At 63.8% G+C, this 25,787-nt stretch carries 27 protein-coding genes; 19 read left to right on the top strand and 8 right to left on the bottom strand.

Annotated elements, in window-relative coordinates:
* Nucleotides 1-8 precede the first annotated feature (8 nt).
* The 4 genes from DH08_RS18100 to DH08_RS18085 form a co-directional block, all read right to left on the bottom strand.
* The gene (locus tag DH08_RS18100; protein ID WP_192180619.1) at nucleotides 9-557 is read right to left on the bottom strand and encodes a copper chaperone PCu(A)C; all 549 of its coding nucleotides are present in this window, start codon (nucleotides 555-557) and stop codon (nucleotides 9-11) included.
* 98 nt (nucleotides 558-655) lie between these two features.
* A complete protein-coding gene (locus tag DH08_RS18095; RefSeq protein ID WP_192180618.1) occupies nucleotides 656-1,009 on the bottom strand; it encodes a DUF2946 family protein in 354 nt (117 codons plus the stop codon).
* A gap of 194 nt (nucleotides 1,010-1,203) precedes the next feature.
* Nucleotides 1,204-2,121 (bottom strand): GntR family transcriptional regulator, encoded by a 918-nt coding sequence (locus DH08_RS18090; protein ID WP_192180617.1) that lies wholly within the window; start codon nucleotides 2,119-2,121, stop codon nucleotides 1,204-1,206.
* Nucleotides 2,122-2,223: 102 nt separating this feature from the next.
* Nucleotides 2,224-2,400 (bottom strand): hypothetical protein, encoded by a 177-nt coding sequence (locus tag DH08_RS18085; protein WP_192180616.1) that lies wholly within the window; start codon nucleotides 2,398-2,400, stop codon nucleotides 2,224-2,226.
* Between DH08_RS18085 and DH08_RS18080 the strand changes: the two genes are divergently transcribed.
* The 7 genes from DH08_RS18080 to DH08_RS18050 all read left to right on the top strand — a co-directional run bounded on the left by DH08_RS18080 (nucleotide 2,381) and on the right by DH08_RS18050 (nucleotide 10,834).
* Entirely contained in the window at nucleotides 2,381-3,886 is a 1,506-nt protein-coding gene (locus DH08_RS18080; RefSeq protein WP_192180615.1) for a UxaA family hydrolase, read from the top strand. The genes DH08_RS18085 and DH08_RS18080 overlap by 20 nt on opposite strands.
* Before the next feature lie 61 nt (nucleotides 3,887-3,947).
* Complete coding sequence (locus DH08_RS18075) at nucleotides 3,948-4,946, top strand: aldo/keto reductase (protein WP_192180614.1); 999 nt, start codon at nucleotides 3,948-3,950, stop codon at nucleotides 4,944-4,946.
* A 336-nt stretch (nucleotides 4,947-5,282) separates the two neighbouring features.
* Nucleotides 5,283-6,278, top strand: a complete 996-nt coding sequence (locus DH08_RS18070; RefSeq protein ID WP_006200457.1) for an ABC transporter substrate-binding protein — start codon at nucleotides 5,283-5,285, stop codon at nucleotides 6,276-6,278.
* A gap of 125 nt (nucleotides 6,279-6,403) precedes the next feature.
* Nucleotides 6,404-7,957: a sugar ABC transporter ATP-binding protein gene (locus tag DH08_RS18065; protein ID WP_192180613.1), complete on the top strand. Its 1,554-nt coding sequence runs from the start codon at nucleotides 6,404-6,406 to the stop codon at nucleotides 7,955-7,957.
* On the top strand, nucleotides 7,954-8,919 hold the full coding sequence (locus tag DH08_RS18060) for an ABC transporter permease (RefSeq protein ID WP_192180612.1): 966 nt from the start codon (nucleotides 7,954-7,956) through the stop codon (nucleotides 8,917-8,919). The genes DH08_RS18065 and DH08_RS18060 overlap by 4 nt, the downstream gene beginning before the upstream one ends.
* Nucleotides 8,920-8,985: 66 nt before the next feature.
* Complete coding sequence (locus DH08_RS18055) at nucleotides 8,986-10,002, top strand: zinc-binding alcohol dehydrogenase family protein (protein WP_192180611.1); 1,017 nt, start codon at nucleotides 8,986-8,988, stop codon at nucleotides 10,000-10,002.
* 4 nt (nucleotides 10,003-10,006) lie between these two features.
* Nucleotides 10,007-10,834 (top strand): amidohydrolase family protein, encoded by an 828-nt coding sequence (locus tag DH08_RS18050; protein ID WP_192180610.1) that lies wholly within the window; start codon nucleotides 10,007-10,009, stop codon nucleotides 10,832-10,834.
* Here DH08_RS18050 and phnF read toward each other — a convergent pair.
* Nucleotides 10,819-11,580 carry a phosphonate metabolism transcriptional regulator PhnF gene (phnF, locus tag DH08_RS18045; RefSeq protein ID WP_192180642.1) on the bottom strand — a complete coding sequence of 254 codons (762 nt, stop codon included), beginning with the start codon at nucleotides 11,578-11,580 and terminating at the stop codon, nucleotides 10,819-10,821. The two genes, DH08_RS18050 and phnF, sit on opposite strands and share 16 nt — an antisense overlap.
* A 137-nt stretch (nucleotides 11,581-11,717) precedes the next feature.
* Here phnF and phnG point away from each other — a divergent pair, with 137 nt between their 5' ends.
* The 12 genes from phnG to phnE (DH08_RS17985) all read left to right on the top strand — a co-directional run bounded on the left by phnG (nucleotide 11,718) and on the right by phnE (DH08_RS17985) (nucleotide 22,409).
* On the top strand, nucleotides 11,718-12,179 hold the full coding sequence (gene phnG, locus DH08_RS18040) for a phosphonate C-P lyase system protein PhnG (RefSeq protein WP_192180609.1): 462 nt from the start codon (nucleotides 11,718-11,720) through the stop codon (nucleotides 12,177-12,179).
* Nucleotides 12,179-12,790, top strand: a complete 612-nt coding sequence (phnH, locus tag DH08_RS18035) for a phosphonate C-P lyase system protein PhnH (protein WP_192180608.1) — start codon at nucleotides 12,179-12,181, stop codon at nucleotides 12,788-12,790. The genes phnG and phnH overlap by 1 nt, the downstream gene beginning before the upstream one ends.
* A gap of 1 nt (nucleotide 12,791) precedes the next feature.
* Entirely contained in the window at nucleotides 12,792-13,904 is a 1,113-nt protein-coding gene (locus tag DH08_RS18030) for a carbon-phosphorus lyase complex subunit (RefSeq protein WP_192180607.1), read from the top strand.
* Nucleotides 13,901-14,809, top strand: a complete 909-nt coding sequence (locus DH08_RS18025) for an alpha-D-ribose 1-methylphosphonate 5-phosphate C-P-lyase PhnJ (RefSeq protein WP_192180606.1) — start codon at nucleotides 13,901-13,903, stop codon at nucleotides 14,807-14,809. The genes DH08_RS18030 and DH08_RS18025 overlap by 4 nt, the downstream gene beginning before the upstream one ends.
* Nucleotides 14,806-15,582 carry a phosphonate C-P lyase system protein PhnK gene (gene phnK / locus DH08_RS18020; protein ID WP_192180605.1) on the top strand — a complete coding sequence of 259 codons (777 nt, stop codon included), beginning with the start codon at nucleotides 14,806-14,808 and terminating at the stop codon, nucleotides 15,580-15,582. The genes DH08_RS18025 and phnK overlap by 4 nt, the downstream gene beginning before the upstream one ends.
* 2 nt (nucleotides 15,583-15,584) lie before the next feature.
* The gene (gene phnL / locus DH08_RS18015; RefSeq protein ID WP_192180604.1) at nucleotides 15,585-16,292 is read left to right on the top strand and encodes a phosphonate C-P lyase system protein PhnL; all 708 of its coding nucleotides are present in this window, start codon (nucleotides 15,585-15,587) and stop codon (nucleotides 16,290-16,292) included.
* Nucleotides 16,289-16,906: a DapH/DapD/GlmU-related protein gene (locus DH08_RS18010; protein WP_192180603.1), complete on the top strand. Its 618-nt coding sequence runs from the start codon at nucleotides 16,289-16,291 to the stop codon at nucleotides 16,904-16,906. The genes phnL and DH08_RS18010 overlap by 4 nt, the downstream gene beginning before the upstream one ends.
* Before the next feature lie 138 nt (nucleotides 16,907-17,044).
* Nucleotides 17,045-17,755 (top strand): DUF1868 domain-containing protein, encoded by a 711-nt coding sequence (locus DH08_RS18005; protein ID WP_192180602.1) that lies wholly within the window; start codon nucleotides 17,045-17,047, stop codon nucleotides 17,753-17,755.
* A 132-nt stretch (nucleotides 17,756-17,887) separates the two neighbouring features.
* A complete protein-coding gene (gene phnC / locus DH08_RS18000; RefSeq protein ID WP_192180601.1) occupies nucleotides 17,888-18,745 on the top strand; it encodes a phosphonate ABC transporter ATP-binding protein in 858 nt (285 codons plus the stop codon).
* A 142-nt stretch (nucleotides 18,746-18,887) separates the two neighbouring features.
* Complete coding sequence (phnD, locus tag DH08_RS17995; protein ID WP_192180600.1) at nucleotides 18,888-19,796, top strand: phosphonate ABC transporter substrate-binding protein; 909 nt, start codon at nucleotides 18,888-18,890, stop codon at nucleotides 19,794-19,796.
* 74 nt (nucleotides 19,797-19,870) lie between these two features.
* The gene (gene phnE, locus DH08_RS17990; RefSeq protein WP_192180599.1) at nucleotides 19,871-20,845 is read left to right on the top strand and encodes a phosphonate ABC transporter, permease protein PhnE; all 975 of its coding nucleotides are present in this window, start codon (nucleotides 19,871-19,873) and stop codon (nucleotides 20,843-20,845) included.
* A gap of 4 nt (nucleotides 20,846-20,849) precedes the next feature.
* Entirely contained in the window at nucleotides 20,850-22,409 is a 1,560-nt protein-coding gene (gene phnE, locus DH08_RS17985) for a phosphonate ABC transporter, permease protein PhnE (RefSeq protein WP_192180598.1), read from the top strand.
* Here the strand turns inward: phnE (DH08_RS17985) and DH08_RS17980 are convergent.
* From DH08_RS17980 to DH08_RS17970, 3 genes are all read right to left on the bottom strand, one after another.
* The gene (locus tag DH08_RS17980) at nucleotides 22,397-23,287 is read right to left on the bottom strand and encodes a sugar phosphate isomerase/epimerase family protein (RefSeq protein ID WP_192180597.1); all 891 of its coding nucleotides are present in this window, start codon (nucleotides 23,285-23,287) and stop codon (nucleotides 22,397-22,399) included. The two genes, phnE (DH08_RS17985) and DH08_RS17980, sit on opposite strands and share 13 nt — an antisense overlap.
* Nucleotides 23,288-23,476: 189 nt before the next feature.
* The gene (locus DH08_RS17975; RefSeq protein ID WP_192180596.1) at nucleotides 23,477-24,664 is read right to left on the bottom strand and encodes a Gfo/Idh/MocA family protein; all 1,188 of its coding nucleotides are present in this window, start codon (nucleotides 24,662-24,664) and stop codon (nucleotides 23,477-23,479) included.
* Nucleotides 24,665-24,718: 54 nt separating this feature from the next.
* The gene (locus DH08_RS17970) at nucleotides 24,719-25,774 is read right to left on the bottom strand and encodes a sugar phosphate isomerase/epimerase family protein (RefSeq protein ID WP_192180595.1); all 1,056 of its coding nucleotides are present in this window, start codon (nucleotides 25,772-25,774) and stop codon (nucleotides 24,719-24,721) included.
* Between the last annotated feature and the right edge of the window lie 13 nt (nucleotides 25,775-25,787).

Raw genomic sequence — 25,787 nt, 5'->3', positions numbered from 1 at the left:
AAGCTGGCTCAATTGGCGTGATCGTCCATGCCACCCGTTTCGCCCATGCCTTCGACGGCGAACTCGACAGTGACAGTTCCCGCCTTCTCGAAGGTCAGCGTGGCGGAGAACTTCTCGCCTTGCTTGGGCTGGCGCTTCAGGCCCATGAACATCAGATGATAGGCGCCGGGCTTCAGCACGACCTTGCCGCCGGCAGGGATTTCGAGGCCGCCGCTGACCGGCCGCATGGTCATGATGCCGTCCGTGACGCCCATCTCATGCAGTTCGGCCTTGTCCGAGACATCGGATGAAATCGACAGCAGCCGGTCCGGCGCGCTGCCTTTGTTGGTGACCGTGAAATAGCCGCCCGCCACCTTGGCGCCGGCAGGCGTTGCGCGCGACCAGGGATGTTCGATCTCGAGGTCGCCGACCTTGAATTCATGCGCGAAGGCCGACGGGGCGCCGACGAATAGCAAAGCGAGGACGAAGACAAGGATGCCGAGGCATTGCTCGAACGGAGGGGTGTTTCTATGGCCGGGCGCGCGCGCATGCGCGCCGGCACGGAAAAACTGAGACATGATGGCTCCATGGATACGATATCGCGCCGTTGGCCGGTCGCGATCAGTTCAGCGTTGGATGAATGCGCCCGCGAAAGGTTCCGCGAGGCCGCGCTGGCTCAAGCCGGTGGCGCACGCGGGTTCGATGGAGAGCGATCACGGGCGAAATCGAGATGCCTGAAGGCCGGCAGCACGAAGGCGACAGCCTCGAAGGAGACACTCGTGGCCAATGCGCCGGCGTCGCACGGCGGCGGCGCATGAACTACGGAAGTCATGCTGCAGCCGAGCATGCAGCAGGCCGGCATATGCTGCTGGTGCGGATCGCCGCCGGAAGGCTGGGCAGCGCCCTCGTGGGTACAGATGACGTTGCCGAAGGCGTCGAGCAGCGCAGCATCCGGCGCCGTGGCGAAAGCGAACGCGCCTAGCGTCGTCTGGATGAGCAGCAGATAGGCCGCGACAAGCGCGGCCGGCATGCTCCATCGTCTCCGCCGGATGTTCAAGGACCCGCCTCTTTGATCAGCAACGGCAGATACCTAGCACGCGGCCGACCGGGCGAAAATCGTCAAATCATTGCTGCGGCAACGCGGCGCGACCAATGCATGTCGCCCAAAAGTGTGCAGCGGTTTTGGGACAACGACATGCATAGAAGTGCGTCGCATCGATCCGGTCAGGCACGGCGCGCATCAAGCACGTTGCGGCTGCCGGCCTCGGGGATGGAGGTCAAGAGCGTGTTGCGCGCCGACTTCAGATGCTTGCGGCAGGCGGCATCGACCTTGCCGAGATCGCGCGATTTGAGCGCCGCGATATAGACCAGATGCTCGGCGACAGCGACTTCGTTCCGCTCGCGCTCCTGCGCCTTGTTCCACTGGTAGTGGTAGTGGAAGATCATGGCGATGACGTCATAGAAATCGACGATGAAGCGGTTGTGCGAGGCGCGGTGGATCAGCCGGTGGAAGCGCTCGTCCAGCTCGGAAAACTCGTTGAAGCGGGAGGCGATCTCGCGCGCCAGCAGACGATGCTCGTCCTCCAGCCGGTCGAGATCGGCCCAGACCGGGCTTTCTTCCGGCAAGGCGGCAAACGCTGCCGCCGAGCGCAGTTCGAACATCTCGCGGATTTCGGTCAGTTCGAGCGCGAAGGCTCGCGTAAAACCCTTCAGCACCCAGTGGCTGTTGCGCCGCTTCTCGATCAGGCCGAAGCGGGAAAAGCGGATCAGGAACTCGCGCACGCTGGTGGTGCCGACGCCGATCTCGCGCGCCAGCTCGAGCTCGTTAATCTGCATGCCGGCTTCCGCGCCGCCGGCGAGCAGCCTCCGCATGAAGGAGCGCTCGATGATCTCGGCCAGCGTGTCGGTTTCTTCCTCGGGAAAGAAATCGTCCGGCCGCGGCGCGCGCAGAACCGTCTTGCTGCGCTTGTTCCAGGCGATCAGCCCGGTTTCTTCCATGCGCGCCAGGATGCTGCGCACTGTGGTGCGGCTGACGCCAAGCAGCGTGCCGAGCTCCGGCTCCGACGGCAGGCTCTTCGTTTCATCGAGCAGCCGCAAACAGCGGTTGTAGGCGTCCTTGTAGACGTTGTTGCTCTTCGACATCCCCTGCCCCGTTGCGCGCCGGCGCTTGCTGTGGCCGGCTTGAAGCGCGCTATGACAGATGTTCCTAGCGCATGCCTAGGAAAAGCGGAATCGCTTTCCGTGTCAGGCGCCGTTCCCTATCCTCCATGCATCCACCGGGCGCACGGTCTTTCGAAAAAACGATTGACGTAAAAATGTTTTTTCACGATAAAAGACATTATCTGCAAACAGGCTGATGTCAATCCGCCAGCGCATCCCAGGAACCCCCAGGAAACTGTCCGTGAACGCCGCAAACAGCATTCTTCTTTCCCCGGCCGACAATGTCGCGGTCGCCAACGGCCGCATCGAGATCGGCACGGTGCTGCCGGGCGGCGCCGTTGCCGCCGCGCTGATCGAGCCCGGCCACAAGGTGGCGATCAAGCCGATCGCGGCCGGCGAGGCGGTGGTGAAGTATGCCCAGGCGATCGGCCGCGCCACGCAGGACATCGCGCCCGGCGAACATGTCCATTCGCACAATCTGGTCTTCGAGTCCGGCCGCCTGCCGGTGGTGCCGCCGAGCGAGGCCGAGCACGCCACCGAGGCCGACCGCGCCCGCACCTTCATGGGCTACCGCCGTGCCGACGGACGCGCCGGCACGCGCAACTTCATCGGCATCGTCGCAAGCGTCAATTGCTCGGCCACCGTCTGCCACGCCATCGCCGACCAGGCCAACCGCGAGCTGCTGCCGAAATATCCGGGGATCGACGGCTTCGTGCCGATCGTCCACGGCCAGGGCTGCGGCATGAGCGGCACCGGCGACGGCATGATGGTTTTGCATCGCACGCTGGCCGGCTATGCCCGCCATCCGAATTTCGGCGGCGTGCTGATGGTGGGCCTGGGCTGCGAGGTCAATCAGCTTACCCTTTACGGCCAGAAGGGCGTCGCCGCCGGCAAACGCCATTTCAACATCCAGGAGGCCGGCGGCTCGCGCAAATCGGTCGAAAAGGCGATGGGCGTGCTGGCCGAGATCGCCGAGGAAGTCGGTAAGCTGAAGCGTGAGCCGATCCCGGTCAGCGAGATCGTCGTCGGCCTGCAATGCGGCGGCTCCGACGGCATGTCCGGCATCACCGCCAATCCGGCGCTGGGTGCTGCCGTCGACATCCTGGCTGACGTCGGCGGCATCGGCATCCTGTCCGAGACGACGGAGATCTACGGCGCCGAGCATCTGCTTGCCTACCGCGCCGCGAGCCCGGAAATCGCCGCCAAGCTCGACGGTTATATCAAATGGTGGGAGGATCATGTCGCCAAGCATGGCGCCTCGATCGATAACAACCCCTCGCCCGGCAACAAGCGCGGCGGGCTGACCACCATCCTGGAGAAGTCGCTGGGCGCCGTCGCCAAGGGCGGCCAGACGCCGCTCAACGGCGTCTTCGGCTATGCCGAGAAGGTCAGCGGACACGGCTTGGTGTTCATGGATACGCCCGGCTACGACCCGGTCTCGGCCACTGGCCAGGTGGCGGGCGGCGCCAATGTCATCGTCTTCACCACCGGCCGCGGCTCCTGCTTCGGCTGCCGGCCGACGCCGTCGATCAAGGTCGCCAGCAACTCGACCATGTATCACACCATGGAAGAGGACATGGACGTCAACTGCGGCGTCATCGCTTCGGGTGAGAAGACCATCGCCGGCATGGGTCGCGAGATCTTCGAGCTGATCGTCGAGACGGCTTCGGGCCGCAAGACCAAGAGCGAGGCGTTCGGCTACGGCGACAACGAGTTCGTGCCCTGGCACCTCGGAGCGACGCTGTAGACCAGCCTCGACCAACCAGACATCTACAAACCGGCCGACGGCCGGAAGGGGAGGCTTTGCAATGAACAAGCGCCGCATCGGCACAACTCCGCTCGACGTCACCGAAATAAGCTTCGGCGGCGCGGCCATCGGCGGGCTCTACCGGGCCTGTTCGCGCGATGTGGCGATGGAAACGCTGCAGACCGCCTGGGACGCCGGCCTGCGCTATTTCGATACCGCGCCCTTCTATGGCTTCGGCCTGTCGGAACGCCGCTTCGGCGACTTCCTGCGCTATAAGCCGCGCGACTCCTATGTGCTCTCGACCAAGGTCGGCCGGCTGTTCCGCCCCGTGCCGGAGGACCAGGTGCCCGATCATTCCTATGTCGATCCGCTGCCCTTCGCGCTCGACTACGATTATTCCTATGACGGCATCATGCGCTCGGTGGAATTCTCTTATGCCCGGCTCGGCCTAAACAGGATGGACATCCTGTTTGTCCACGACATCGGCACCTACACGCACAGCGTCGAGAAGACGAAGCTGCATTTCCGCCAGCTGATGGATGGAGGGCTGAAGGCGCTCGACGAGCTTAAGACATCAGGCACGATTTCCGCCTATGGCCTCGGTGTCAATGAAGTGCAGATCTGCCTCGACGTGCTCAACCGTGCGCCGCTCGACTGCATCCTGCTCGCCAGCCGCTACTCGCTGCTCGACCGCAGCGCCGAAGCCGAATTGCTGCCGCTTTGCCGGCAGCGGCAGACCTCGCTGATCATCGGCGGCGTGTTCAACTCGGGCATTCTGGCAACCGGCCCGGTGCAGGGCGCGCATTTCGACTACCAGCCGGCCGGCAAGGACATTCTCGACCGCGTCGGCGCGATGGAGAAGATCGCCGCCGAGGGCGGCTACCCGCTCGCGGCCGCGGCCTTCCAGTTCCCGCTGCACGAACCTGTCGTCGCTTCCGTGCTGACCGGCACGGCCAAGCCGGCCAATCTGACGCGCAATCTGGAACTGCTCGAAATTCGTGTGCCGCCAGCAGAGTTCGCCAGATACGATCCCTATACGGTGGTGCAGGCGCTAGGCTGAGGCAACGAGCCTATTGTCCGGCCAGGTGGTCGGCATGAAAAAGGCTTCACGATCGCGAGAGAATGAATGTTCCACATTGACACATCAATGGAATTAATATTCCATAGCGGTCAGAGAGGATCGGAAGCATCCGAACGTGGCAAAGAGGATCGGCGGAGGGAGGCTTGCCTCCTGTCGAGGCCACGCGGAGACGATACGAAACACCGCTTGCGTCGGCCGGATCGATGCACTATCAAAAAGCGGCAAATGTTTTTTATTGATAAAGTTCTGTTTGGGCCGCGCCTATCCGAATGGAGCTTCCGTAACCTTCACCGGGCGATCTAGGGAGGAACCCTCATGAAATTCGTGACCAGCATTCTCAACCGCCGCTCACTTGTGGCACTTGCGGCCGCCTCGATGCTTGCAGGCGCCATGCACTCGGCGCCGGCTTCGGCGGCGGACGTGACCATCCCGATCATCGTCAAGGACACCACCTCCTTCTACTGGCAGATCGTGCTGGCCGGCGCCCGCAAGGCCGGCAAGGACCTCGGCGTCAACGTACCAGAGCTCGGCGCTCAGGCCGAAACCGACGTCAACGGCCAGATCTCGATCCTCGAGAACGCCGTCGCCGGCAACCCGGCCGCCGTCGTCATCGCGCCGACCGAAGCCAAGGCGCTCGGCAAGCCGATCGATGAGGCAGCAAGCAAGGTCAAGGTCATCGGCATCGACTCCGGCGCCGACTCCAAGGCCTTCACCTCGTTCCTGACCACCGACAACGTCCAGGGCGGCCGCGTCGCCGCTGACGGCCTCGCCGCGGCCATCGGCGAGGCCAACGGCGGCAAGGTCGAGGGCAAGGTTGCGCTCATCACCGCGCTTCCCGGCGCCGGCTCGCTCGAGCAGCGCGCTCAGGGTTTCAAGGAACAGCTCAAGGCGAAATATCCGGGCCTCGAACTGATCGCCGACAAATATGCCGACGGCCAGGCCACGACCGGCCTCAACATCGCCACCGACCTGATCACCGCCAACCCCGACCTGAAGGGCATCTTCGCCTCCAACCTGATCATGGCGCAGGGCGTCGGCCAGGCGATCGCCGAGAACAACCTTGCCGGCAAGGTCGGCCTGATCGGTTTCGACAGCGACGAGAAGCTGATCAAGTTCCTCAATGACGGCGTCATTTCCGGCCTCGTTGTCCAGGACCCGTACCGAATGGGCTATGACGGCATCAAGACCGCGCTCGCCGCCTCGAAGAACGAGAAGGTTGAAGCCAATGTCGACACCGGCGCCAACCTGGTCACTAAGGCCAATATGAAAGAGCCGAAGATCGACGCGCTGCTCAACCCGAAGCTCGACTAAGCATCGCCACAGGCGCATCGTCTCCGGGGCCCTTGCCCCGGAGACACCCCGCATCCCGACACCACCGGGACTCGGCAGCCTCTAGTCTACGTGCCCAATCGCAGGACCAATCTGGGAGGATTGTCATGACGTCCACGGCGCAGGAACTGCACCCGGCCCCGACTTTGGAGCCCGGCAGGACGATCCTCGAACTCAAGGGGCTGGAGAAGCGATATCCCGGCACGCACGCGCTGAAGCCGGTGGACCTCGCCTTCAAGTCCGGCGAGATCCACGCTATCGTCGGCGAGAACGGCGCCGGCAAGTCCACCTTGATCAAGCTTCTGACCGGCGTCATGCCGCGCACTTCCGGCGACGTCATCTGGGAGGGCAAGTCCGAAGCGCTGGCGACCCCGCACGAGGCGATGGCGCTCGGCATCAATGCCGTCCACCAGGAGGTCGTGCTCTGCCGCCACCTGACGGTCGCCGCCAACATGTTCCTCGGCGAGGAGAACTCGCGCTATGGCATCCTGCAGCAACGCGCCATGGTCAAGGACGCGCAGAAGATCATCGACGATCTCGGCTTCGACTTGCCGGCGCATGTCGTGCTCGGCGACCTCACCATCGGCCAGCAGCAGCTGATCGCCGCCGCCCGCGCCACGGTGCGCGGCACGAAATTCCTCATCTTCGACGAACCGACCGCCTATCTCACCCGCAAGGAGGCCGACCAGCTGTTCAAGCTGATCCGCCGGCTGAAGGGCGAAGGCGTCACCATCATCTACATCAGCCATCGCATGGAAGAGGTGTTCGAGCTCGCCGACCGCGTCTCGGTGCTACGCGACGGCACGCTTGTCGGCACCAGGAACATTGCCGAGACCAACGACGCCGAACTGGTCAAGATGATGATCAACCGCTCGATCGAGCAGGTTTACCACAAGGAACACTTTACGCCGGGCGCGATGATCGTCGAAGCCAGGAACCTGTCCGGCAAGGGCTTCGAAAATGTGTCGATGTCGGTGCGCGCCGGCGAGATCGTCGGCCTCTACGGCCTGATCGGCGCTGGCCGCAGCGAGTTCGTCACCACGCTTTACGGCCGCCACCGCAAATCGGCCGGCCAGATCCTTTGGGAAGGCAAGCCGGTCCAGGTCAATTCCGAGCACGACGCGATCAGGCTTGGCATGGCGCTGGCCCCGGAAAGCCGCCGCGACCAGGGCCTGTGCCTCAATTTGCCGGTCGGCCTCAATCTCAACCTGCCGATCTACAAGCGCATCTCCAGCAACATGCTGATCTCAGGCGCAAAGGAGAAAGCTGAAGCCGATCGCCAGATCGCGGGCCTCAGGATCAAGACGCCGACGCGGAGCGCGCTCGCCTCCAGCCTGTCCGGCGGCAACCAGCAGAAGATCGTCATCGGCAAATGGCTGGCGCACGGCGCCAAGCTGTTCATCTTCGACGAGCCGACGGTCGGCGTCGATGTCGGCACCAAGGCCGAGATCTACCGCCTGTTCGGTGCGCTGCTGTCAAAGGGCGCCGGCATCATCCTGATCTCGTCCTATCTCCCGGAGGTCTATGAGCTGGCCGACACGCTGCACGTGTTCCGGCGCGGCAAGCTGGTGGCCACGCACGGGTTCCGTACCGCCAATCACGAGGACATTCTCACGCAGGCGCTCGCCGAGAAACAAGAAAAACTGGGAGGACAGAAATGAGCACCGAGGCCATTGCCGCCGAAAAACCGAAGCGCAACTACAACGCCTTGTTCGGGCTGACGCTGCTGGCGCTGCTGATTCTGTTGTGGGTCATCCTGTCGGTGGCGACGCAAAGCTTCGCCTCGGGCAACAACATCTCGAACCTGCTGCGCCAGGGTTCGATGATCGCCATCCTGGCGGTCGGCCAGACCTTCGTCATCATCACCGGCGGCATCGACCTTTCCGTCGGCGCGGTGGTCGGCTTCGCCACCGTCATCGCCGCCATGCTGATCAATGCCGGCGTGCCGGTCTTCCTCGCCATCCTGATCACGCTTCTGGTCGGCGTCGCTATTGGCCTGTTCCACGGCTTCGGCATCGTCAAGATGGGCCTGCCGCCCTTCATCATCACGCTGGCGACGCTGACCTCGCTGCGCGGCATCGGCCTGCTGATGACCAACGGCAACTCGATCTCGATCAACAACGACGCCTTCCAGGAGTTCTCGCGCAACTCCTTCGTCGGCGTCCCCAATCTGTTCTGGATGGTGATCCTGGTCGGCATCCCGGCCTACATCTTCCTGCACCACAGCCGCTGGGGCCGCTATCTGTACTCGGTCGGCTCCAATGCCGAGGCCTCGCGCCTGTCCGGCGTCAACGTCCAGCGCACCATCTACATGGCCTATACGCTGTCCGGCCTGTGCGCCGCCTTCGTCGGCGTGCTGCTGGCATCGCGCATCGGCATCGGCAACCCGACCCAGGCCGAGGGCTGGGAACTGCAGGCGATCGCCTCCTCGGTGATCGGCGGCACCTCGCTGTTCGGCGCCGTCGGCTCCGTGCACGGACCGCTGCTCGGCGCCTTCATCCTCGCCACCATCAACAACGGCGCCAATCTCTTGAACGTCAACGCCTTCTGGCAGCGCATCATCACCGGCGTACTGATCATCGTCATCGTCTATTTCGACGGCCTGCGCCGCCGCGGCAAGTAAATTCCTCCCAGGAGCCGCCGGCCCCGCGAAAGCGAGGGCCGGCGGTATCGTGAATTGGATTGAAGCATGAAAGCAGTCGTCTGCCGCTCGCCCGGCGACCTTGTCGTGGAAGACCGCCTTGCGCCAGGCGCACCGCCGCCGGGATGGGCATTGGTGGCTGTCAGCCATGTCGGCATCTGCGGCACCGACTACCACATCTTCGAAGGCAAGCACCCGTTCCTCGCCTATCCGCGCATCATGGGCCACGAGGTCTCCGGCACGGTCGTCGACAAGGGCGACGGCGTCACGCTCAACGTTGGCGAACCCGTCATCATCAATCCCTATCTCGCCTGCGGCAAATGCATCGCCTGCCGGCACGACAAGCCGAATTGCTGCGTCAAGATCGAGGTGCTCGGTGTCCATCGCGATGGCGCCATGTGCGAACAGATCCTGGTACCGGCGCAAAACCTCTATCCGGCAAACGGCTTGTCGCTGGCCGATGCCGCCGCCGTCGAATTCCTGGCCATTGGTGCCCATGCGGTGCGCCGCGCGCGAGCCGAGCCCGGCGCCCGCACACTGGTCATAGGCGCCGGGCCGATCGGACTCGGCACGGCGCTGTTTGCCCGCATCGCCGGGCTCGATGTGAGCCTGCTCGATATGAGCAGCGAGAGGCTTAGCTTCGCCGAGAGCGAGCTCGGCTTCGCGACGCTCGACGGCTCCCGCGCCACGGCGGCCGATCTGGTTCGCGGCGCGACCGGCGGCGAGGGCTTCGACATTGTCTTCGACGCCACCGGCAACACCCAGTCGGTGCAGTCGGCCTTCGCCCATGTCGCGCATGGCGGAACCCTGGTCCTGGTCAGCGTCGTCAAGGACGACATCGTCTTTTCCGATCCCGAGTTCCACAAGCGCGAGATGACGCTGGTTGGCAGCCGCAACGCGCTTGGAGCCGACTTCGACCATGTCGCCGCCTCGATCCGCAACGGCACGGTGCCTCTGGCAAAACTCGTCACCCACCGGACCACGCTTGGCCAGGTCCCCCTTGACCTCGCCCGCTGGGCGCATGAGAAATCCGGGCTGATCAAGGCCGTCATCGAGGTCGGATGAGACGATGCGGATCGACGCACACCAGCACTACTGGCAGATCGCCCGCGGCGACTATTTCTGGATGGGGCGGCATGTCGCGCCGATCGTGCGCGATGTCTTTCCGGCCGATCTGAAGCCGCATCTCAGCGCTGCCGGCATCGAACGCACCGTCGTGGTGCAGGCGGCGGCGACAGTCGCCGAGACCGAGTTCATGCTCGACCTTGCCGAGACCGAGCCAAGCATCGCCGCGGTGGTCGGCTGGGTCGATCTCGGCGCCGACGATGTGGAGGCGACATTGCGCCGGCTGGCGACACGGCCGAAATTCCGCGGCATCCGGCCTATGCTGCAGGACATCGAAGACACGTTCGACATTTTGAAGCCGAAGCACCTCGCGGCGCTCAGGCTGCTGCCCGAACTGAACCTGCGCTTCGACGCGCTGGCGCAGCCGCGTCACTTGCCGGTGGTCGCGGCACTCGCCGACCATATCCCGGACCTGCCTATCGTCGTCGACCATGCCGCCAAGCCCTTCATCGCCAAGGGCATTATCGAGCCTTGGGCAAGCGACATGGCCGCGCTCGCCAAGAGACCGTCGGTGCTGTGCAAGTTTTCCGGTCTGGTCACCGAAGCCGGCCCCAACTGGTCGGTCGCCGGCCTAAAACCCTATGCCGACCATCTCATCGCCTGCTTCGGTCCGGAGCGGCTCATGTTCGGCAGCGACTGGCCGGTGGTCGAACTGGCCGCCACTTACGAGAACTGGCTGGCCGCGGCCAAGGACCTTCTAGCTGGCCTGTCGCCGGCCGAGCAGGATGCCGTCTTCGGCGGCAATGCCGCGCGTTTCTATGGCATTGCCTGATCGTTAGCCGACAATCTGAGCTCCACCCGCTCCGCCGGAAACCGCGACTCGGAAAACTGGATCGGCTGACCGTCAAGCGTCACATTGACCGCAATCGTCACCAGCACGATGGCGCCGGGCTGCAGGTCGAGATCGACCAGATCGGCGGCGTCGGCGTGGCGCGCCGACAGCACCGTCGATTGCCTCAGATAATCGTTGATCCCAAAGCGCTTGAGCGAAGCAGTGACCGATCCGGTTTCCGCCATGGCGGCGTCGATACCGGCGAAGCGCCGGGCATCGAACCAGGCAGCAGCTCGCGAGACCGGATGCCCGTCGGCTTCGCCGCGCGTTTCCAGGCGGATCACATCGGCGCCCCTGGCAAGCCCCAGGGCTTCGGCGACGCGACGGCTGGCCGGCTCGACCGACGATGCGAGCAGGACGATATGCCGTTCGGACGTCTGCCCTTGCAGGCCGGCCGAAAAGCGCGTGCGGGCGCCGATTGGGTAGGACAGCCGCTTGCGTGACAACACGAAGGTGCCGCGCCCTTGCTCGGCCCTCAGCACACCGTCCTGCACGAGGGCGGCGATGGCACTACGCACCGTATGGCGGTTGACGCCATAGCGCTCAGCCAACGCCATTTCCGGCGGCAGCGCGGCATTCTCGGCGAAATCGCCGACGGCGATCGCATGCAGGATCTGGTCGGCGATCTGCCGCCATAGCGCGACGCCACTGCGCCGCTCGATGCTGGCCGCTTGCTGCCCAATCATGTCCACCCCGATCTTCCGTCGCCCCGATGTTTCACGCGATGTCATGCACCCGTCATGGACTCGCGCTAGCTAACAGGTATAATTTGTACGGTTGTCTATATCAATAGACAAATTAGCCGCAACGCAAGGAGTACGCCGTGCGAGGACAGGAAGCCCGCGATCAGGCCGAACGCAAGGCGCTCATGGCGACGCTGGCACAGTCGTCCGGCGACGACATCGCCCGTCTTTGGAGCGAAGCCGGCCTGCCTTCGGAAGCCGAACTGCTGCGCGGTCCCGAAACCGGCCTGGTCACCGTACGCGGCCGCATCGGCGGCGGCGGCGCACCCTTCAATGTCGGCGAGGCGACGGTCACCCGCGCCACGGTCCGGCTGCCGTCCGGACAGGTCGGCCATTGCTACACCCTCGGCCGCGACAAGCGGAAAGCAAGGCTGGCGGCGATCGCCGATGCGCTGTGGCAGGAACCCGTCCATCGCGAGGCGGTCGAGACCAGGTTGGTCGCACCGCTGCGGGCGGCCCTGGTCGAGGCGCGCGACCGGCGGCGTGCCGAAACCGCGGCAACGAAAGTGGATTTCTTTACCATGGTGCGCGGAGAAGACTGATGGAGATGGCGGCTCAATCGATCGAGGGCGGCTTCGCCGATCCGGTGTTCAACGCCCAGACGGTCTTTCGCGCCGTCATGGATGCGATGGCGCGGCCGGGCAGCGTGCAAGCCCTGCCGGCCTTTGCCCGCCCCCCAGTGCCGCTCTCGGCGACGGCTGGCGCCATTGCGCTTTCGCTCTGCGACAACGACACGCCGCTCTGGCTCGATCTAGCCTTGCAGGCAGCGCCCGCCGTCAAATCCTGGCTCGGTTTCCACACCGGCGCGCCCTTGGCCAACACCCCGGCTGATGCGCATTTCGCGCTGATCGCCAACCCGGCGGAAATGATGGCGCTCGACGGCTTTTCGCAAGGCACGCAGGATTATCCCGATCGCTCTACGACGCTTATCCTGCACGTCACCGATCTTGTCTCCGGCGCGCCGCTGTTGCTCGAAGGCCCCGGCATCGAAACCAGCGCGACCATCGCGCCGGCGCAGATGCCGCGTCATTTCATCGAACAGTGGAAGCAGAACAACCAGCGCTTTCCGCGTGGCGTCGACATCATCCTGGCCACCGCCGACAGCCTCACCTGCCTGCCGCGCACGACGCGCATCAAGACGATGGAGGCGTAAGATGTACGTTGCGGTAAAAGGCGGCGAAGCAGCTATTCACAACGCCCACCGACTGCTCGCCGACCGCCGGCGCGGCGACCGTTCGGTGCCAGCGCTTCGCCTCGACCAGATCGTCGAGCAACTGGCGCTCGGCGTCGACCGGGTGATGAGCGAAGGCTCGCTCTACGACCGCGAGCTGGCGGCTCTCGCCATCGTCCAGGCACGCGGCGACATGATCGAGGCGATCTTCCTGGTGCGCGCCTATCGCACCACGCTGCCGCGCTTCGGCTACACCAAAGCGATCGACACCGGCGCGATGCTGGTCGAGCGCCGCGTCTCGGCGACCTACAAGGACCTGCCCGGCGGCCAGCTTCTCGGCCCGACCTTCGACTACACCCACCGGCTGCTCGATCCCGAGCTTGCCGCCGGCGGCGACATCGCCGAACCGCTGCGGCGCGAAAGCGAGGCGGAAGCCATGCCGCGCGTTTCGGCGATCCTCGCCCGCGAAGGCCTGATCGAGCCGGACGGCGACATGCCGCAGGACCATGTCCCCGGCGACATCACTCGCGAGCCGCTGGAGTTCCCGATGGCGCGCGACATCCGCCTGCAGGCGCTGTCGCGCGGCGACGAGGGTTTTCTGCTGGCGCTCGGCTATTCCACCCAGCGCGGCTATGCCCGCAACCATCCTTTTGTCGGCGAGGTCCGCATCGGCGAGGTCGAACTGGAGATCGACGTGCCGGAACTGCCCTTCGCCGTACCGCTTGGCTCTGTCCGTGTCACCGAGTGCCAGATGGTCAACCAGTTCAAAGGTTCGGCCAAGGCGCCGCCGCAATTCACCCGCGGCTATGGCCTCGTCTTCGGCCAGAACGAACGCAAGGCGATGGCGATGGCGCTCTGCGACCGCGCACTTCGTGCAAGCGAACTGGGCGAGGATGTCGTTGCCGCCGCGCAGGACGAGGAGTTCGTCATTTCGCATTCCGACAATGTCCAGGCGACCGGCTTCGTCGAGCATCTGAAGCTGCCGCACTATGTCGACTTCCAGGCCGAGCTCGACCTGGTGCGCCGCATGCGCGCCGAATACGAGGCCCGCGAAAACCCTGCGAAGGTCGAGGAAAAGAGAGAGGCCGCGGAATGACCGCCCAATCGACCGACATCGCCACCTACAACTTCGCCTATCTCGACGAGCAGACCAAGCGGATGATCCGCCGCGCGATCCTCAAGGGCATCGCCATTCCCGGCTACCAGGTGCCGTTCGCCTCGCGCGAGATGCCGATGCCCTATGGCTGGGGCACCGGCGGCGTCCAGGTCACCGCCTCGATCATCGGCCCCGACGACGTGCTGAAGGTCATCGACCAGGGCGCCGACGACACCACCAATGCGGTCTCGATCCGCGCCTTCTTCAGGAAGGTCGCCAATGTCGCCGTCACCACTGAGACGGCCAAAGCCAGTATCATCCAGACCCGCCACCGCATCCCCGAGCACCCGCTGAAAGCGGGGCAGGTGCTGGTCTATCAGGTGCCGATACCCGAACCGCTTCGCTTCCTCGAGCCGCGCGAAACGGAAACGCGAAAAATGCACGCGCTGGAGGAATATGGCCTGATGCATGTGAAGCTCTACGAGGACATCGCCAGGCACGGCCGCATCGCCACCACCTATGCCTATCCGGTCAAGGTCGAGGGCCGCTATGTAATGGACCCCTCGCCGACGCCGAAATTCGACAATCCGAAGATGCATCGTTCGCCGGCTTTGCAATTGTTCGGTGCCGGCCGCGAGAAGCGCATCTACGCGGTGCCGCCTTTCACCGACGTGGTCAGCCTCGACTTCGAGGACCATCCCTTCGAGGTGCAGACCTTCGACCAGCCCTGCGCGCTGTGCGCGGCCGAGAACGTCTATCTCGACGAAGTCATCCTCGACGACCATGGTAGCCACATGTTCGTCTGCTCCGACACCGACCATTGCGAGAAGCGGCGCGCCGACGGCCATCGCGGCCACTTTGCCCCGGAAACCCTTGCCCCAGGAAACATGGAGCCGGCGCAATGACCGACGAACCGCTGCTGCGCGTGTCAGCACTGTCCAAATTCTACGGCTCGCGCGTCGGCTGCGAGAATGTCAGCTTCGACCTCTGGCCGGGCGAGGTTCTGGCCGTGGTCGGCGAGTCCGGCTCCGGCAAGACGACGTTGCTCAACTGCCTGTCGACTAGGCTGCTGCCAAGCTCCGGCACCGCCAGCTACCGCATGCGCGACGGCCAGTTCCGCGAGCTCTACCGCATGAGCGAAGCCGAGCGCCGCTTCCTGATGCGCACCGACTGGGGTTTTGTCCATCAGAACCCGGCGGATGGATTGCGCATGACCGTGTCGGCCGGCGCCAATGTCGGCGAACGGCTGATGGCGGTCGGCGACCGGCACTACGGCAAGATCCGCGCTACCGCCGTCGACTGGCTGTCGCGCGTCGAGATCGACGAGGATCGCATCGACGACGAACCCCGCGCCTTCTCCGGCGGCATGCGCCAGCGCCTGCAGATCGCGCGCAACCTGGTGACAGGCCCACGGCTTGTGTTCATGGACGAGCCGACCGGCGGCCTCGACGTCTCGGTGCAGGCGCGCCTGCTCGACCTGTTGCGCGGCCTCGTCACCGACCTCGGCCTGGCGGCGATCGTCGTCACCCACGACCTCGCCGTGGCGCGTCTGCTGTCACAGCGCATGATGGTGATGAAGGACGGCCGCGTCGTCGAAAGCGGCCTTACCGACCGGGTGCTCGACGATCCGCGTGCGCCCTACACGCAATTGCTCGTCTCCTCGATACTTCAGGTGTAATCATGCCCACCCCGCTCGTTGTTTCCGACGTCGCAAAAAGCTTCACCATGCATCTGCGCGACGGCATCAAATTGCCTGTCGTCGCCGGCGTCTCCTTCTCGATCCGGGCCGGCGAATGCGCCGTGCTCGGCGGTCCCTCCGGCGCCGGCAAGAGCTCCATTTTGAAGATGCTCTACGGCAACTACGCCGTCGACGAAGGCCAGATCATCGTCCAGCACGCGGACGGCCTGATCGATCTAGCCACCGCCAGCCCTCGTACCGTGCTTGCTGTGCGCCGGCAAACTATCGGCTATGTCAGTCAGTTCCTGCGCACCGTGCCGCGCGTCTCGGCGCTCGATGTCGTCGCCGAACCGCTGGTCGAGCGCGGCGAGGACCGGGAGGCCGCGCGCGGCAAGGCGCGCGCCCTGCTCGCGCAGCTCAACCTGCCGGAAAAACTCTGGGCACTGCCGCCAGCGACGTTTTCCGGCGGCGAGCAGCAGCGTGTCAACATCGCGCGCGGCTTCATCACCCATCACCCGGTCCTCTTGCTCGACGAGCCGACCGCTTCGCTCGACGCCAGGAACCGCGACGTGGTCATCGCGCTGATCGCGGAAAAGAAAGCGGCAGGCGTCGCTTTGCTCGGCATCTTCCACGACCACGACGTGCGCGAGGCAGTGGCCGACCGCATCATCGACGTCACTACCTTCGCTGCCGGGAAGCGTGCCGCATGAGCAGGAAACTGTCGGAAGCGCCGCTCGTCCACGCGACGGCGCAGGTCGAGAATTCGACGCTCGGCCGCTGGACCGAGATCGCCGACCGCAGCCGGGTTTCGGAGAGCGTCCTCGGCGACTATTCCTACATGATGCAGGACTGCTCCGTCTGGTGCGCGACGATCGGCAAGTTCTCCAACATCGCGGCAAGCGTGCGCATCAACGCCACCAACCACCCGACCTGGCGGCCGACGCTGCACCACTTCACATATCGTGCTTCCGATTATTGGGACGACGCCGAGCACGAAAGCGAGTTCTTCGCCCAGCGCCGCGCCAAACGCGTCACAATCGGCCATGACACCTGGCTCGGCCACGGCTCGACCATCTTGCCCGGCGTCACCGTCGGCGATGGCGCTGCGGTCGGCGCCGGCGCGGTGGTGTCGAAGGACGTCGCGCCCTATACCATCGTCGCCGGCGTGCCGGCGAAGCCGATCCGCGAGCGTTTCGACCGCCGAACCGCCGAACGCTACCAGGCGCTTGCCTGGTGGGATTGGGACCATGCCGACCTGCGCGCTGCGCTCGACGATTTCCGCGAGCTGGAGGCGGAAGCGTTTCTGGAGAAATATGGCGGCTAGTGAATGGTCAATGGTGAATGGCGAATAGGGGCGACCAATTGGGCTCGAGCCCAGTGAAGCCTCTCCATTCACCATTCACCATTCACATCCCTGACACAGGACTCGGACAGGACACGGTCTTTCCCCGGAGACCCCCAAATGCTCGACAAGCCAAGATCCTCGCTCGCCGGATTTTTCGAAGGCACCAACCCGACCCCTCCCGTGCATCTCGGCACGCGCTATGACAGATCAGGCAATTTTCTGTTCGAGCCCGGCAACACCGTCGTCAGCCATCTCGTCAGCGGCTCGCCTTCCGAAGCGGCGGTCATCGAGGTGCGTAACCGCATGCGCGCCCTGCCCGACGCCGACCGTCTGGCCTTCACGCCGATCTCCAGTCTGCACATGACGCTGTTCCAGGGCATCATCGAGTATCGCCGCCGGCTGCCCTACTGGCCGCAGGATGTGCCTTTAGACACCAGCATCGACGACATGACCCGTCTTTACCTGGAGCGGCTGCAGGGTTTCGAACCGTGTCCTCCGTTCCGCATCAGGGCCATCGGCATCACACCGAACGGCCTCACCGTCGCCGGCGCTACCGCCGAGGACGAGCGCATCCTCAGCGCATGGCGCGACGCGCTGTCGGTGCCGTTCGGCTACCGCCACCCCGACCATGACGCCTACGTCTTCCACATCACCTTCGCCTACCAGATCCGGCGTCTCGCCGACGAGCGGGCGTCCGCCTGGCAGGAGTTGTTCGCAGACTGCCTGTCGCTGTTCGAACGCGAGGCGCCGGTGATCGAACTCAGGCCTCCGGCCTTTTGCGCATTCCGCGACATGAAGCATTTCGAGGAGCTTCTAGTCCTCGGTTGATCCCGTGATCCCGCCCACCACCTGCCTGTGGGCGGTAACAAAACTGACATCAATCCGACACCGCAGGTTCATGCGGCTGCGCTAGCCAAGGTTAACAGACCTTCAATCGCGACTGGACTGGAACCCTGCCCCATGTCAGCAACCTCTGCCACGCTCGAAATCCGCGGCGTTTCCCGACGGTTCGGCAAGAACACCGCTGTCAGCGCCGTCGACCTGTCGATCCCACAGGGCCAGATGGTCGGTATCATCGGTCGCTCCGGTGCCGGAAAATCCACTCTTCTGCGCATGATCAACCGCCTCATCGATCCCAGCCAGGGGTCGATTTTTTTTGGCGGCGCCGAAGTCTCGCGCCTGCAGGGCTCGCCGCTGCGCCGCTGGCAGCGCGACTGCGCCATGATCTTCCAGCAGTTCAACCTGGTGCCGCGCCTCGACGTGCTGACCAATGTGCTGCTCGGCCGGTTGAATCATCGTGCTACCATTGCCAATCTGCTCGGTATCTTCTCGCGTGAGGAACGAGCCGAGGCGATAGCAGCACTCGAGCGTCTCGACATCGCCCGCACCGCGCTGCAGCCGGCCGGCACCTTGTCCGGCGGACAGCAGCAGCGCGTCGCCATCGCCCGCGCAATGATGCAGCAGCCGAAAATCATTCTTGCCGATGAGCCGATTGCCTCGCTCGACCCGCTCAACGCCAAGGTGGTGATGGATTCGCTGCAGGATATCAATTTGCGCGAGGGCATCACCGTCATCACCAATTTGCACACGCTGGACACGGCCCGCACTTATTGCAACCGCATCATCGGTATGGCCGCCGGCAAGGTTGTGTTCGACGGACCGCCCGAAGACCTCAACCGCGAGGCTGTGCGCATGGTCTATGGCGCCGACAGCAACGGTGGCGAAATCTCCGAGGCCATCACCTCGACCAGCGTCACCATCAAGCAAAGAATCGCCGCATCCACTGGACCGCTCGAGCCCGCATTCCCGGGATACTGATCCATGATCCCGCAAAGTGGACGCCGGTTTGCGGGATCATGGACAAGCAAAAGAGCAATCTGGATCGCCAGCCCGCGTCACAGGCACCGTCAAAATTCGAACGCAGCCGGCGCGATGCCGGACTCAACAGGAGAGACTCGAGATGTTTAGGAAGATACTCTTCGGTGCCGTTTCCATCATTGCCATGGCGATGGGCGCTGTCCAGGCACAGGACCTGAAGGAATTCCGCGTCGGCATTCTCGGCGGCGAGAACGAGGCCGACCGTCTGCGCAACTACCAGTGCTTCGCCGATCACATCAAGGAAGTCCTCGGTGTCGAGAAGGTTTCGCTGTTCCCGGCCGCCGACTATGACGGCGTCATCCAGGGCCTCCTCGGCGGCACACTTGACTATGCCGAGCTCGGAGCTTCCGCCTACGCCAAGGTCTATCTCGAAAACAAGGACGCGGTTCAGCCGATCCTGACGACGGTCCAGACCGACGGTTCGACCGGCTACCATTCGGTTATGGTCGCCCGTGCGGATTCAGGCATCAAGACACTCGCTGACATGAAGGGCAAGAAGCTCGGTTTCGCCGATCCCGATTCGACTTCTGGCTACCTGATCCCGGTCACGTCGCTGCCCAAGGACATTGGCATGGATGTGAAGAGCTATTTCGCATCGACCGGTTTCGGCGGCGGCCATGAACAGCTTGTCCTTGAAGTTCTGAAGGGCACCTTTGATGCCGGCACCACCTGGGCCTCCGGCGTCGGCGACTTCAAGGACGGCTACAGCTCGGGCAATCTGCGCAAGATGGTCGACAAGGGCGTCCTCAAGATGGACGACCTCGTCGAATTGTGGCAGTCGCCGCTGATCCCGAACGGCCCGCTGGTCATACGCACCTCGCTCGACGCCGCTACCAAGCAGAAGATCACCGATTTCCTGACCAAGCTTCCGCAAACCGATCCGGGCTGTTTCTCGGCGGTTCAAGGCGGCGACTTCAAGGGCTATTCGCCGGTCACTCCGGAATTTTATCAGGCGATCATCGACGCTCGTAAGGCGAAGATCGGCTCGTAAGCCTAAAGGCACGACGCCGCCGGGGCTAAAATGCCGCCGGCGGCGTTGCCGCGTCACGGGCTGGGGACCTATCGATGAGTGCTACCGACGTTTACCGCGCGCCTACGCTCTCCACGGAAGGAGCCTTGGTCGAGCGGCACTGGCGCGACCTCGCCGCTCGCCGGCGCCTCTACACGATCGGAGGCCTGGTTTTCCTGCTGCTTGCGCTCTCGGGCTCGCTCTGGTTCGCCAACGAAACCAACGCCGGAAAGTTCTTCGACCGCCTTCCCCACATCGCCGATTTCTTCGTTGAACTGAAGCCGCGCGACTGGTTTGACCCGGTGCGCGCACTGTTCGACCTGCCGTCGCCCTATGACGATGGCAGCCTCAAATTCGACTATCCCGAAGGCCGGGTCTACCTGACCCAGGGCATCTACATTCCGGAGTATTTCTACCGGATGATCGAGACACTGAACATTGCCCTGTTTTCGACGCTGGTCGGCTCCACCTTCGGTTTCCTGCTCTGCTTCTTGGCTGCCAGCAATATCACGGCCAGCCGCTGGCTCCGTTTCACCACGCGCCGCTTCCTCGAAATTGTCCGCGCCTTTCCGGAAATCGTCATTGCCGGTTTTTTTCTGGCGATCTTCTCGCTTGGGCCCATTCCGGCGATCCTCGCGGTCAGCATCCACACCGTCGGCGCGCTCGGAAAAATGTTCTTCGAAGTGGTCGAGAATGCCGACATGAAGCCTGACGAAGGCTTGCGGGCCGTTGGCGCCAATTGGGTCGAACGGGTGTGGTTCGGCATCGTGCCTCAGGTTCTGCCCAACTTCATGAGCTATTTCCTGCTCCGCTTCGAGATCAATGTGCGCGCTTCGACCATTCTCGGCGCCGTCGGCGCCGGCGGCATCGGCGAATCCCTGCGTCTTTCGATCAGCCGGGGCCATGAGGCCAAGACCATTGCCATCGTCTTTCTGCTGTTCTGCACGATTGTCGCCGTCGACCAGTTTTCGGCATGGCTGAGACAACGTCTTGTCGGCAGGCAGGCGTTCGCATACGGGCGCGGAGAGTAACGCAATGAACGCCGACGCCATCAACGACATCGCCGCTCGCCATCCGGAAGCGTTCCGACGCCCCTTATGGAAGCGCTATGCCGCCCCGTTCGGCGTCCTTTTGTGCATTCTCTATACTTTTTACTGCTGGTGGTTCTTTTCGATAGGCATCGTTCTCGAAAAGGCGAACTGGAACCTGGCCGGCGCCTATCTCGCCGACTGGGTATCTTACGAAATCCGCCCGGACATCGAGTTCAAGGACGATTATCTGACCATCGACTACTCCCGTTTCTCCAAACTGGGATCCAATCCAAATCCCGACTGGGTGATCAAACAGATTGCTGCGATCGAGCGCCGGGGTGACACTGCACCAGCACCGGCGATGGCCACTGACAAGTCATCGCAGGGCTCTTTCATGGCGCCTGGCGCGCCAGCCGCCGAGAACCCTGCCCCCTCGCCAGACAAATCGGTTCCGGCTGCGCCCAAAACGATTCGCGAAAAGGCCGTCGTGGCGGCGACCGTCGTCCTTGGAAGCGGCCAGATTGCCATTACGCCAAATCTTGTCACAGTGACGCGCGGTGCCGAAAGCGTCATCTTTGACATTGCCAAGGACAGATCAGTCACGCCGCGCACGCCGCTGCCCTACTGGATAGAGCAACGCAAACCAGGGTCGACAGCCTATGTTTCGTTCGGGTTTTTGGGCCGCGCCGAAGTGCAGAACGACGAGGTGATCGCCTGGAGACGGTTTTTCGGTTGGGCCAATTTTGTGTTTGACACGAATTCCCCATTCTGGGGAAAATCGTTCGGCGAGGTCGCTTCACTGATCGTTTCCGGGGAACGCATCGACGCTTCGCGATCAAACGCGGCGCTTGCCTGGGACAACATCCTCTACAATGCCGAGTGGCAGCACGGCGACGTGTGGCTGAAGCTTCTGCAAACCATCGTCATGGCTTTTGTCGGCACGGTGTTGGCCTCGATCGTCGCCTTTCCGCTCGCTTTCCTGGCTGCGCGCAACATCACCCCGAGTTGGATGGCCAACCAGGCGACAAAACGCTTCTTCGATTTCCTGCGGTCTGTCGACATGCTGATCTGGGCGCTGTTCTTCACCCGCGGCTTCGGCCCGGGACCACTGGCCGGCATGTCGGCGATCTTCTTCACCGACACCGGAACCCTGGGCAAACTCTATTCCGAGGCGCTGGAAAACATCGACGACAAGCAGCGCGAGGGCATCCGCTCGGTGGGCGCAACGCCGGCGATGGTGCAGCGCTATGGCGTGCTGCCTCAGGTTCTGCCGGTGTTCCTTAGCCAATCCCTCTATTTCTGGGAATCGAACACGCGCTCGGCGACAATCATCGGCGCTGTCGGCGCCGGCGGCATCGGTCTGAAACTGTGGGAGGCCATGCGCACCAACACCAACTGGGCCAATGTTTTCTACATGGTTCTGTTGATCCTGCTTGTCGTTTTTATCTTCGACAACATCTCCAACTATCTCCGCCGCAAACTTATGGGGACCATCGGAAACGGCAACAACGAGCGGCCCCAGCGCACGCCCACCCGCCCGCTGCCGGCGGCTCAGATCGCCTGAGAGGGAAAAGGCTTCGCTGCGTCCCCGGCACCAGCCTTCTTCCACCCATTCTTGATATGCTTGTAACCGTCGCGGTAGACGGCCTCAGGACTCTCGGAAAAATCGCGCCACACCTTGGTCGCCGCCGCCAGGTCCTTGAGCGAACGGCCGAAGGACTCGATGGTCAGCCAGTCGTCATAGCCGCTGTTGCGGATGGCGGAAAACGTCTCGGCCCACGGAATGTTGCCGCGCCCCGGCACACCGCGGTCGTTCTCGGAAATGTGGACATGGACGACGTTGCGGCGGTTGCGCGTATAGGCGCCGATCGGGTCGGCCTCCTCGATATTGGCGTGGAAGGTGTCGTACATCGCCTTGATGTGCGGCCGGTCAATCGAGTCGATATGCTCGCACAAATCGTCCATCGTGTTCAGCAGATAGCATTCGAAACGGTTGAGCGCTTCGAGCCCGATGGTGACGCCCCTCTTGCCGGCATGGTCGCCGATGGCGCGCTGCGAGGCGACCGAACGCTTCTTCTCGGCCGCCGTCGGCCCGCTGCCGGAGAACGCGCCCAGCGTCGAATGCAGCGGACCGCTCAGCCTGTCGGCGCCAAGCGCCTCGCTGCAGTCGATCGCCCATTTCATATAGTCGATCCCGGCCTTGCGCGTCGCGGCATCAGGCGAGATCAGGTTCGTCGAGGGATCGCCCATCGCCGAGACGGCGGTGCGCTCCAGCCCGATGCGGTCGAGCAGGTCGCCGAGCTTTTTGTAGTCGTCGGGCGTGCCGGAAAACACCGGGATCTCGACTCCATCGAAGCCGGTGGTCCTGATATCCCTGAGTAGCGCCTCGTGCTTCTTCGACACGCTGGTCGTCCACAAGAACATGCACATGCCGATTTTCATCGACACCCCTCCCCGCCATAAGTCCACTATCCGGCCGCTTCGCGGCCACCTTCTCCCCGGTGGGAGAGGCGGTAAGCGCCGGGAATCTCCTCTCCCATCGGGGAGAGGTCGGATTGCCCCGAACTGCTCTTTGCAATTCGGTTGGCAATCCGGGTGTTCGGGATTCCAACCCTTAGCCGGCCGCCTCGTTCACAGTTTCGTCCACGCCCCATTTTTCTTCGACGAGTTCACGCAGGCCTCGATGAAAGCCATGCCTTCGACGCCGTCCTCGATGGTCGGGAAGACGACATCCTTAGCCGGCTTGCCGCCTTTCTTGCGCGCGGCACGGATGGCGCGGGCGGCCTCCTGGTAGATGTTGGCGAAGCCTTCGAGATAGCCCTCAGGATGGCCCGACGGCACGCGGCTGACGCGACCCGCGACGGGCAGCGCGCCGGCGCCATTGCGGGTGAGCAGCTGCTTCGGCTGGCCGAACGGCGCGTACCAAAGATAGTTCGGGTCGGCCTGCACCCATTCCAGCCCGCCCTTCGAGCCGTAGATGCTCAGCTTCAGCCCGTTCTCGTGGCCGGGCGCCACCTGGCTCGCCCAGATCATCCCCTTGGCCGGATGCGCCTTGCCGACCGGCTTGAAGCGCAGCATGACGTTGACATTGTCGTCGAGCTGCCGCCCCGGCACGAAGGCGTCGAGATCGGCCGACAGCGCATCGAGCTCCAGCCCGGAGACGAAGCGTGCCAGATTGTAGGCGTGCGTGCCGATGTCGCCGAGTGCGCCGCCGGCGCCCGCCTGCTTGGGGTCGGAGCGCCACGCCGCCTGCTTCTGGCCGGTTGCGGCAAGGTCTTCGGTCAGCCAGTCCTGCGGATACTCCGACTGCACGATGCGGATGTCGCCGAGCTGCCCCTTGGCCACCATCTCGCGCGCCTGACGGATCATCGGGTAGGCGGTGTAGTTGTGCGTCAGCACGAACACCTTGCCGGTCTTCTCGACCACTGCAGCCAACTTCTTCGCCTCGGCCAACGTCGTTGCCAGCGGCTTGTCGCAGATGACGTGGATGCCGGCTTCGAGGAAGGCCTTGGCCGCCGGCACATGCACGTTGTTGGGCGTGACGATGGCCACCGCCTCGATCCCGTCCGGCCGCCTGGCTTCGGCCTTGGCCATCTCGGCGTAGGAGCCGTAGCTGCGCGCCGGATCGAGCCCGAGCTCGGCGGCCGATGCCTTGGCACGCTCGGGATTCGCCGACAGCGCGCCGGCGACCAGCACGAAATCATTGTCCATGCGCGCCGCGATCCGGTGCACCGCGCCGATGAAGGCGCCTTGCCCGCCGCCGACCATGCCGTAGCGGATCGGGCCGCCTCCTGTTTCCGACTTCGATGCGCCGACCATTTTTCGTCTCCCTCGTTGTTGCTTACCTCCCCTTAAGAGGGAGGGACGACCGCGCTAGATTCCCATCATGGCGCGCAGCGCCTTCTTGTCGGTGGCGCCGCCGGCGAAATCGTCGAACGCCTTTTCCGTCACCCTTATGATGTGGTGCTGGATGAAGGGCGCGCCTTCGGCAGCACCATCCTCCGGATGCTTGAGGCAGCATTCCCATTCCAGCACCGCCCAGGAATCGTAGCCGTACTGGGTGAGCTTGGAGAAGATGCCGCCGAAATCCACCTGACCGTCGCCGAGCGAACGGAAACGCCCGGCCCGGTTGGTCCAGCTCTGGTAGCCGGAATAGACGCCCTGCCGTCCCGTCGGATTGAACTCGGCATCCTTGGCATGGAACGCCTTGATCCGCTCGTGATAGATGTCGATGAATTCGAGATAGTCGAGCTGCTGCAGCAGGAAATGCGATGGGTCGTAATTGATGTTGCAGCGCTTGTGGCCGCCCACCGCATCGAGGAACATTTCGAAAGTGGCGCCGTCGAACACGTCCTCGCCCGGATGGATCTCGTAGCCGATGTCGACGCCGTTCTCGTCATAGACGTCGAGGATCGGCCTCCAGCGCCTGCCGAGTTCGGCGAAGGCTTCCTCGATCAGCCCGGCCGGCCGCTGTGGCCACGGATAAAGGTAAGGGAAGGCCAACGCTCCGCAAAACGAGACGGAGGCCTTCAGGCCCAGATTCTTCGACGCCTTGGCGCCGAACTTCATCTGCTCGACCGCCCATTTCTGCCTGGCTTTCGGATTGTTGTGCACCGCGGCTGGCGCAAAGCCGTCGAACTGCGCGTCATAGGCCGGATGCACCGCCACCAGCTGCCCCTGCAGATGCGTCGACAGTTCGGTGATCTCGACGCCGGCATCCGCGCAGATGCCTTTCACCTCGTCGCAATAGGTCTTGGAGGAGGCTGCTTTCTCGAGGTCGAACAGCCTCGAATCCCAAGTCGGAATCTGCACACCCTTGTAGCCGAGGCCGGCAGCCCATTTGGTGATCGAGGGAAGTGAATTGAACGGCGCGACATCGCCCGCGAACTGCGCCAGAAACAGACCGGGACCCTTCATCGTCGACGGCATCGGCATCCTCCCT

Origin of the sequence: Mesorhizobium amorphae (assembly GCF_014843845.1) — a bacterium.
Classification (GTDB): Bacteria; Pseudomonadota; Alphaproteobacteria; order Rhizobiales; family Rhizobiaceae; genus Mesorhizobium; species Mesorhizobium amorphae_A.
This window is presented reverse-complemented; position numbering and strand designations above follow the sequence as displayed.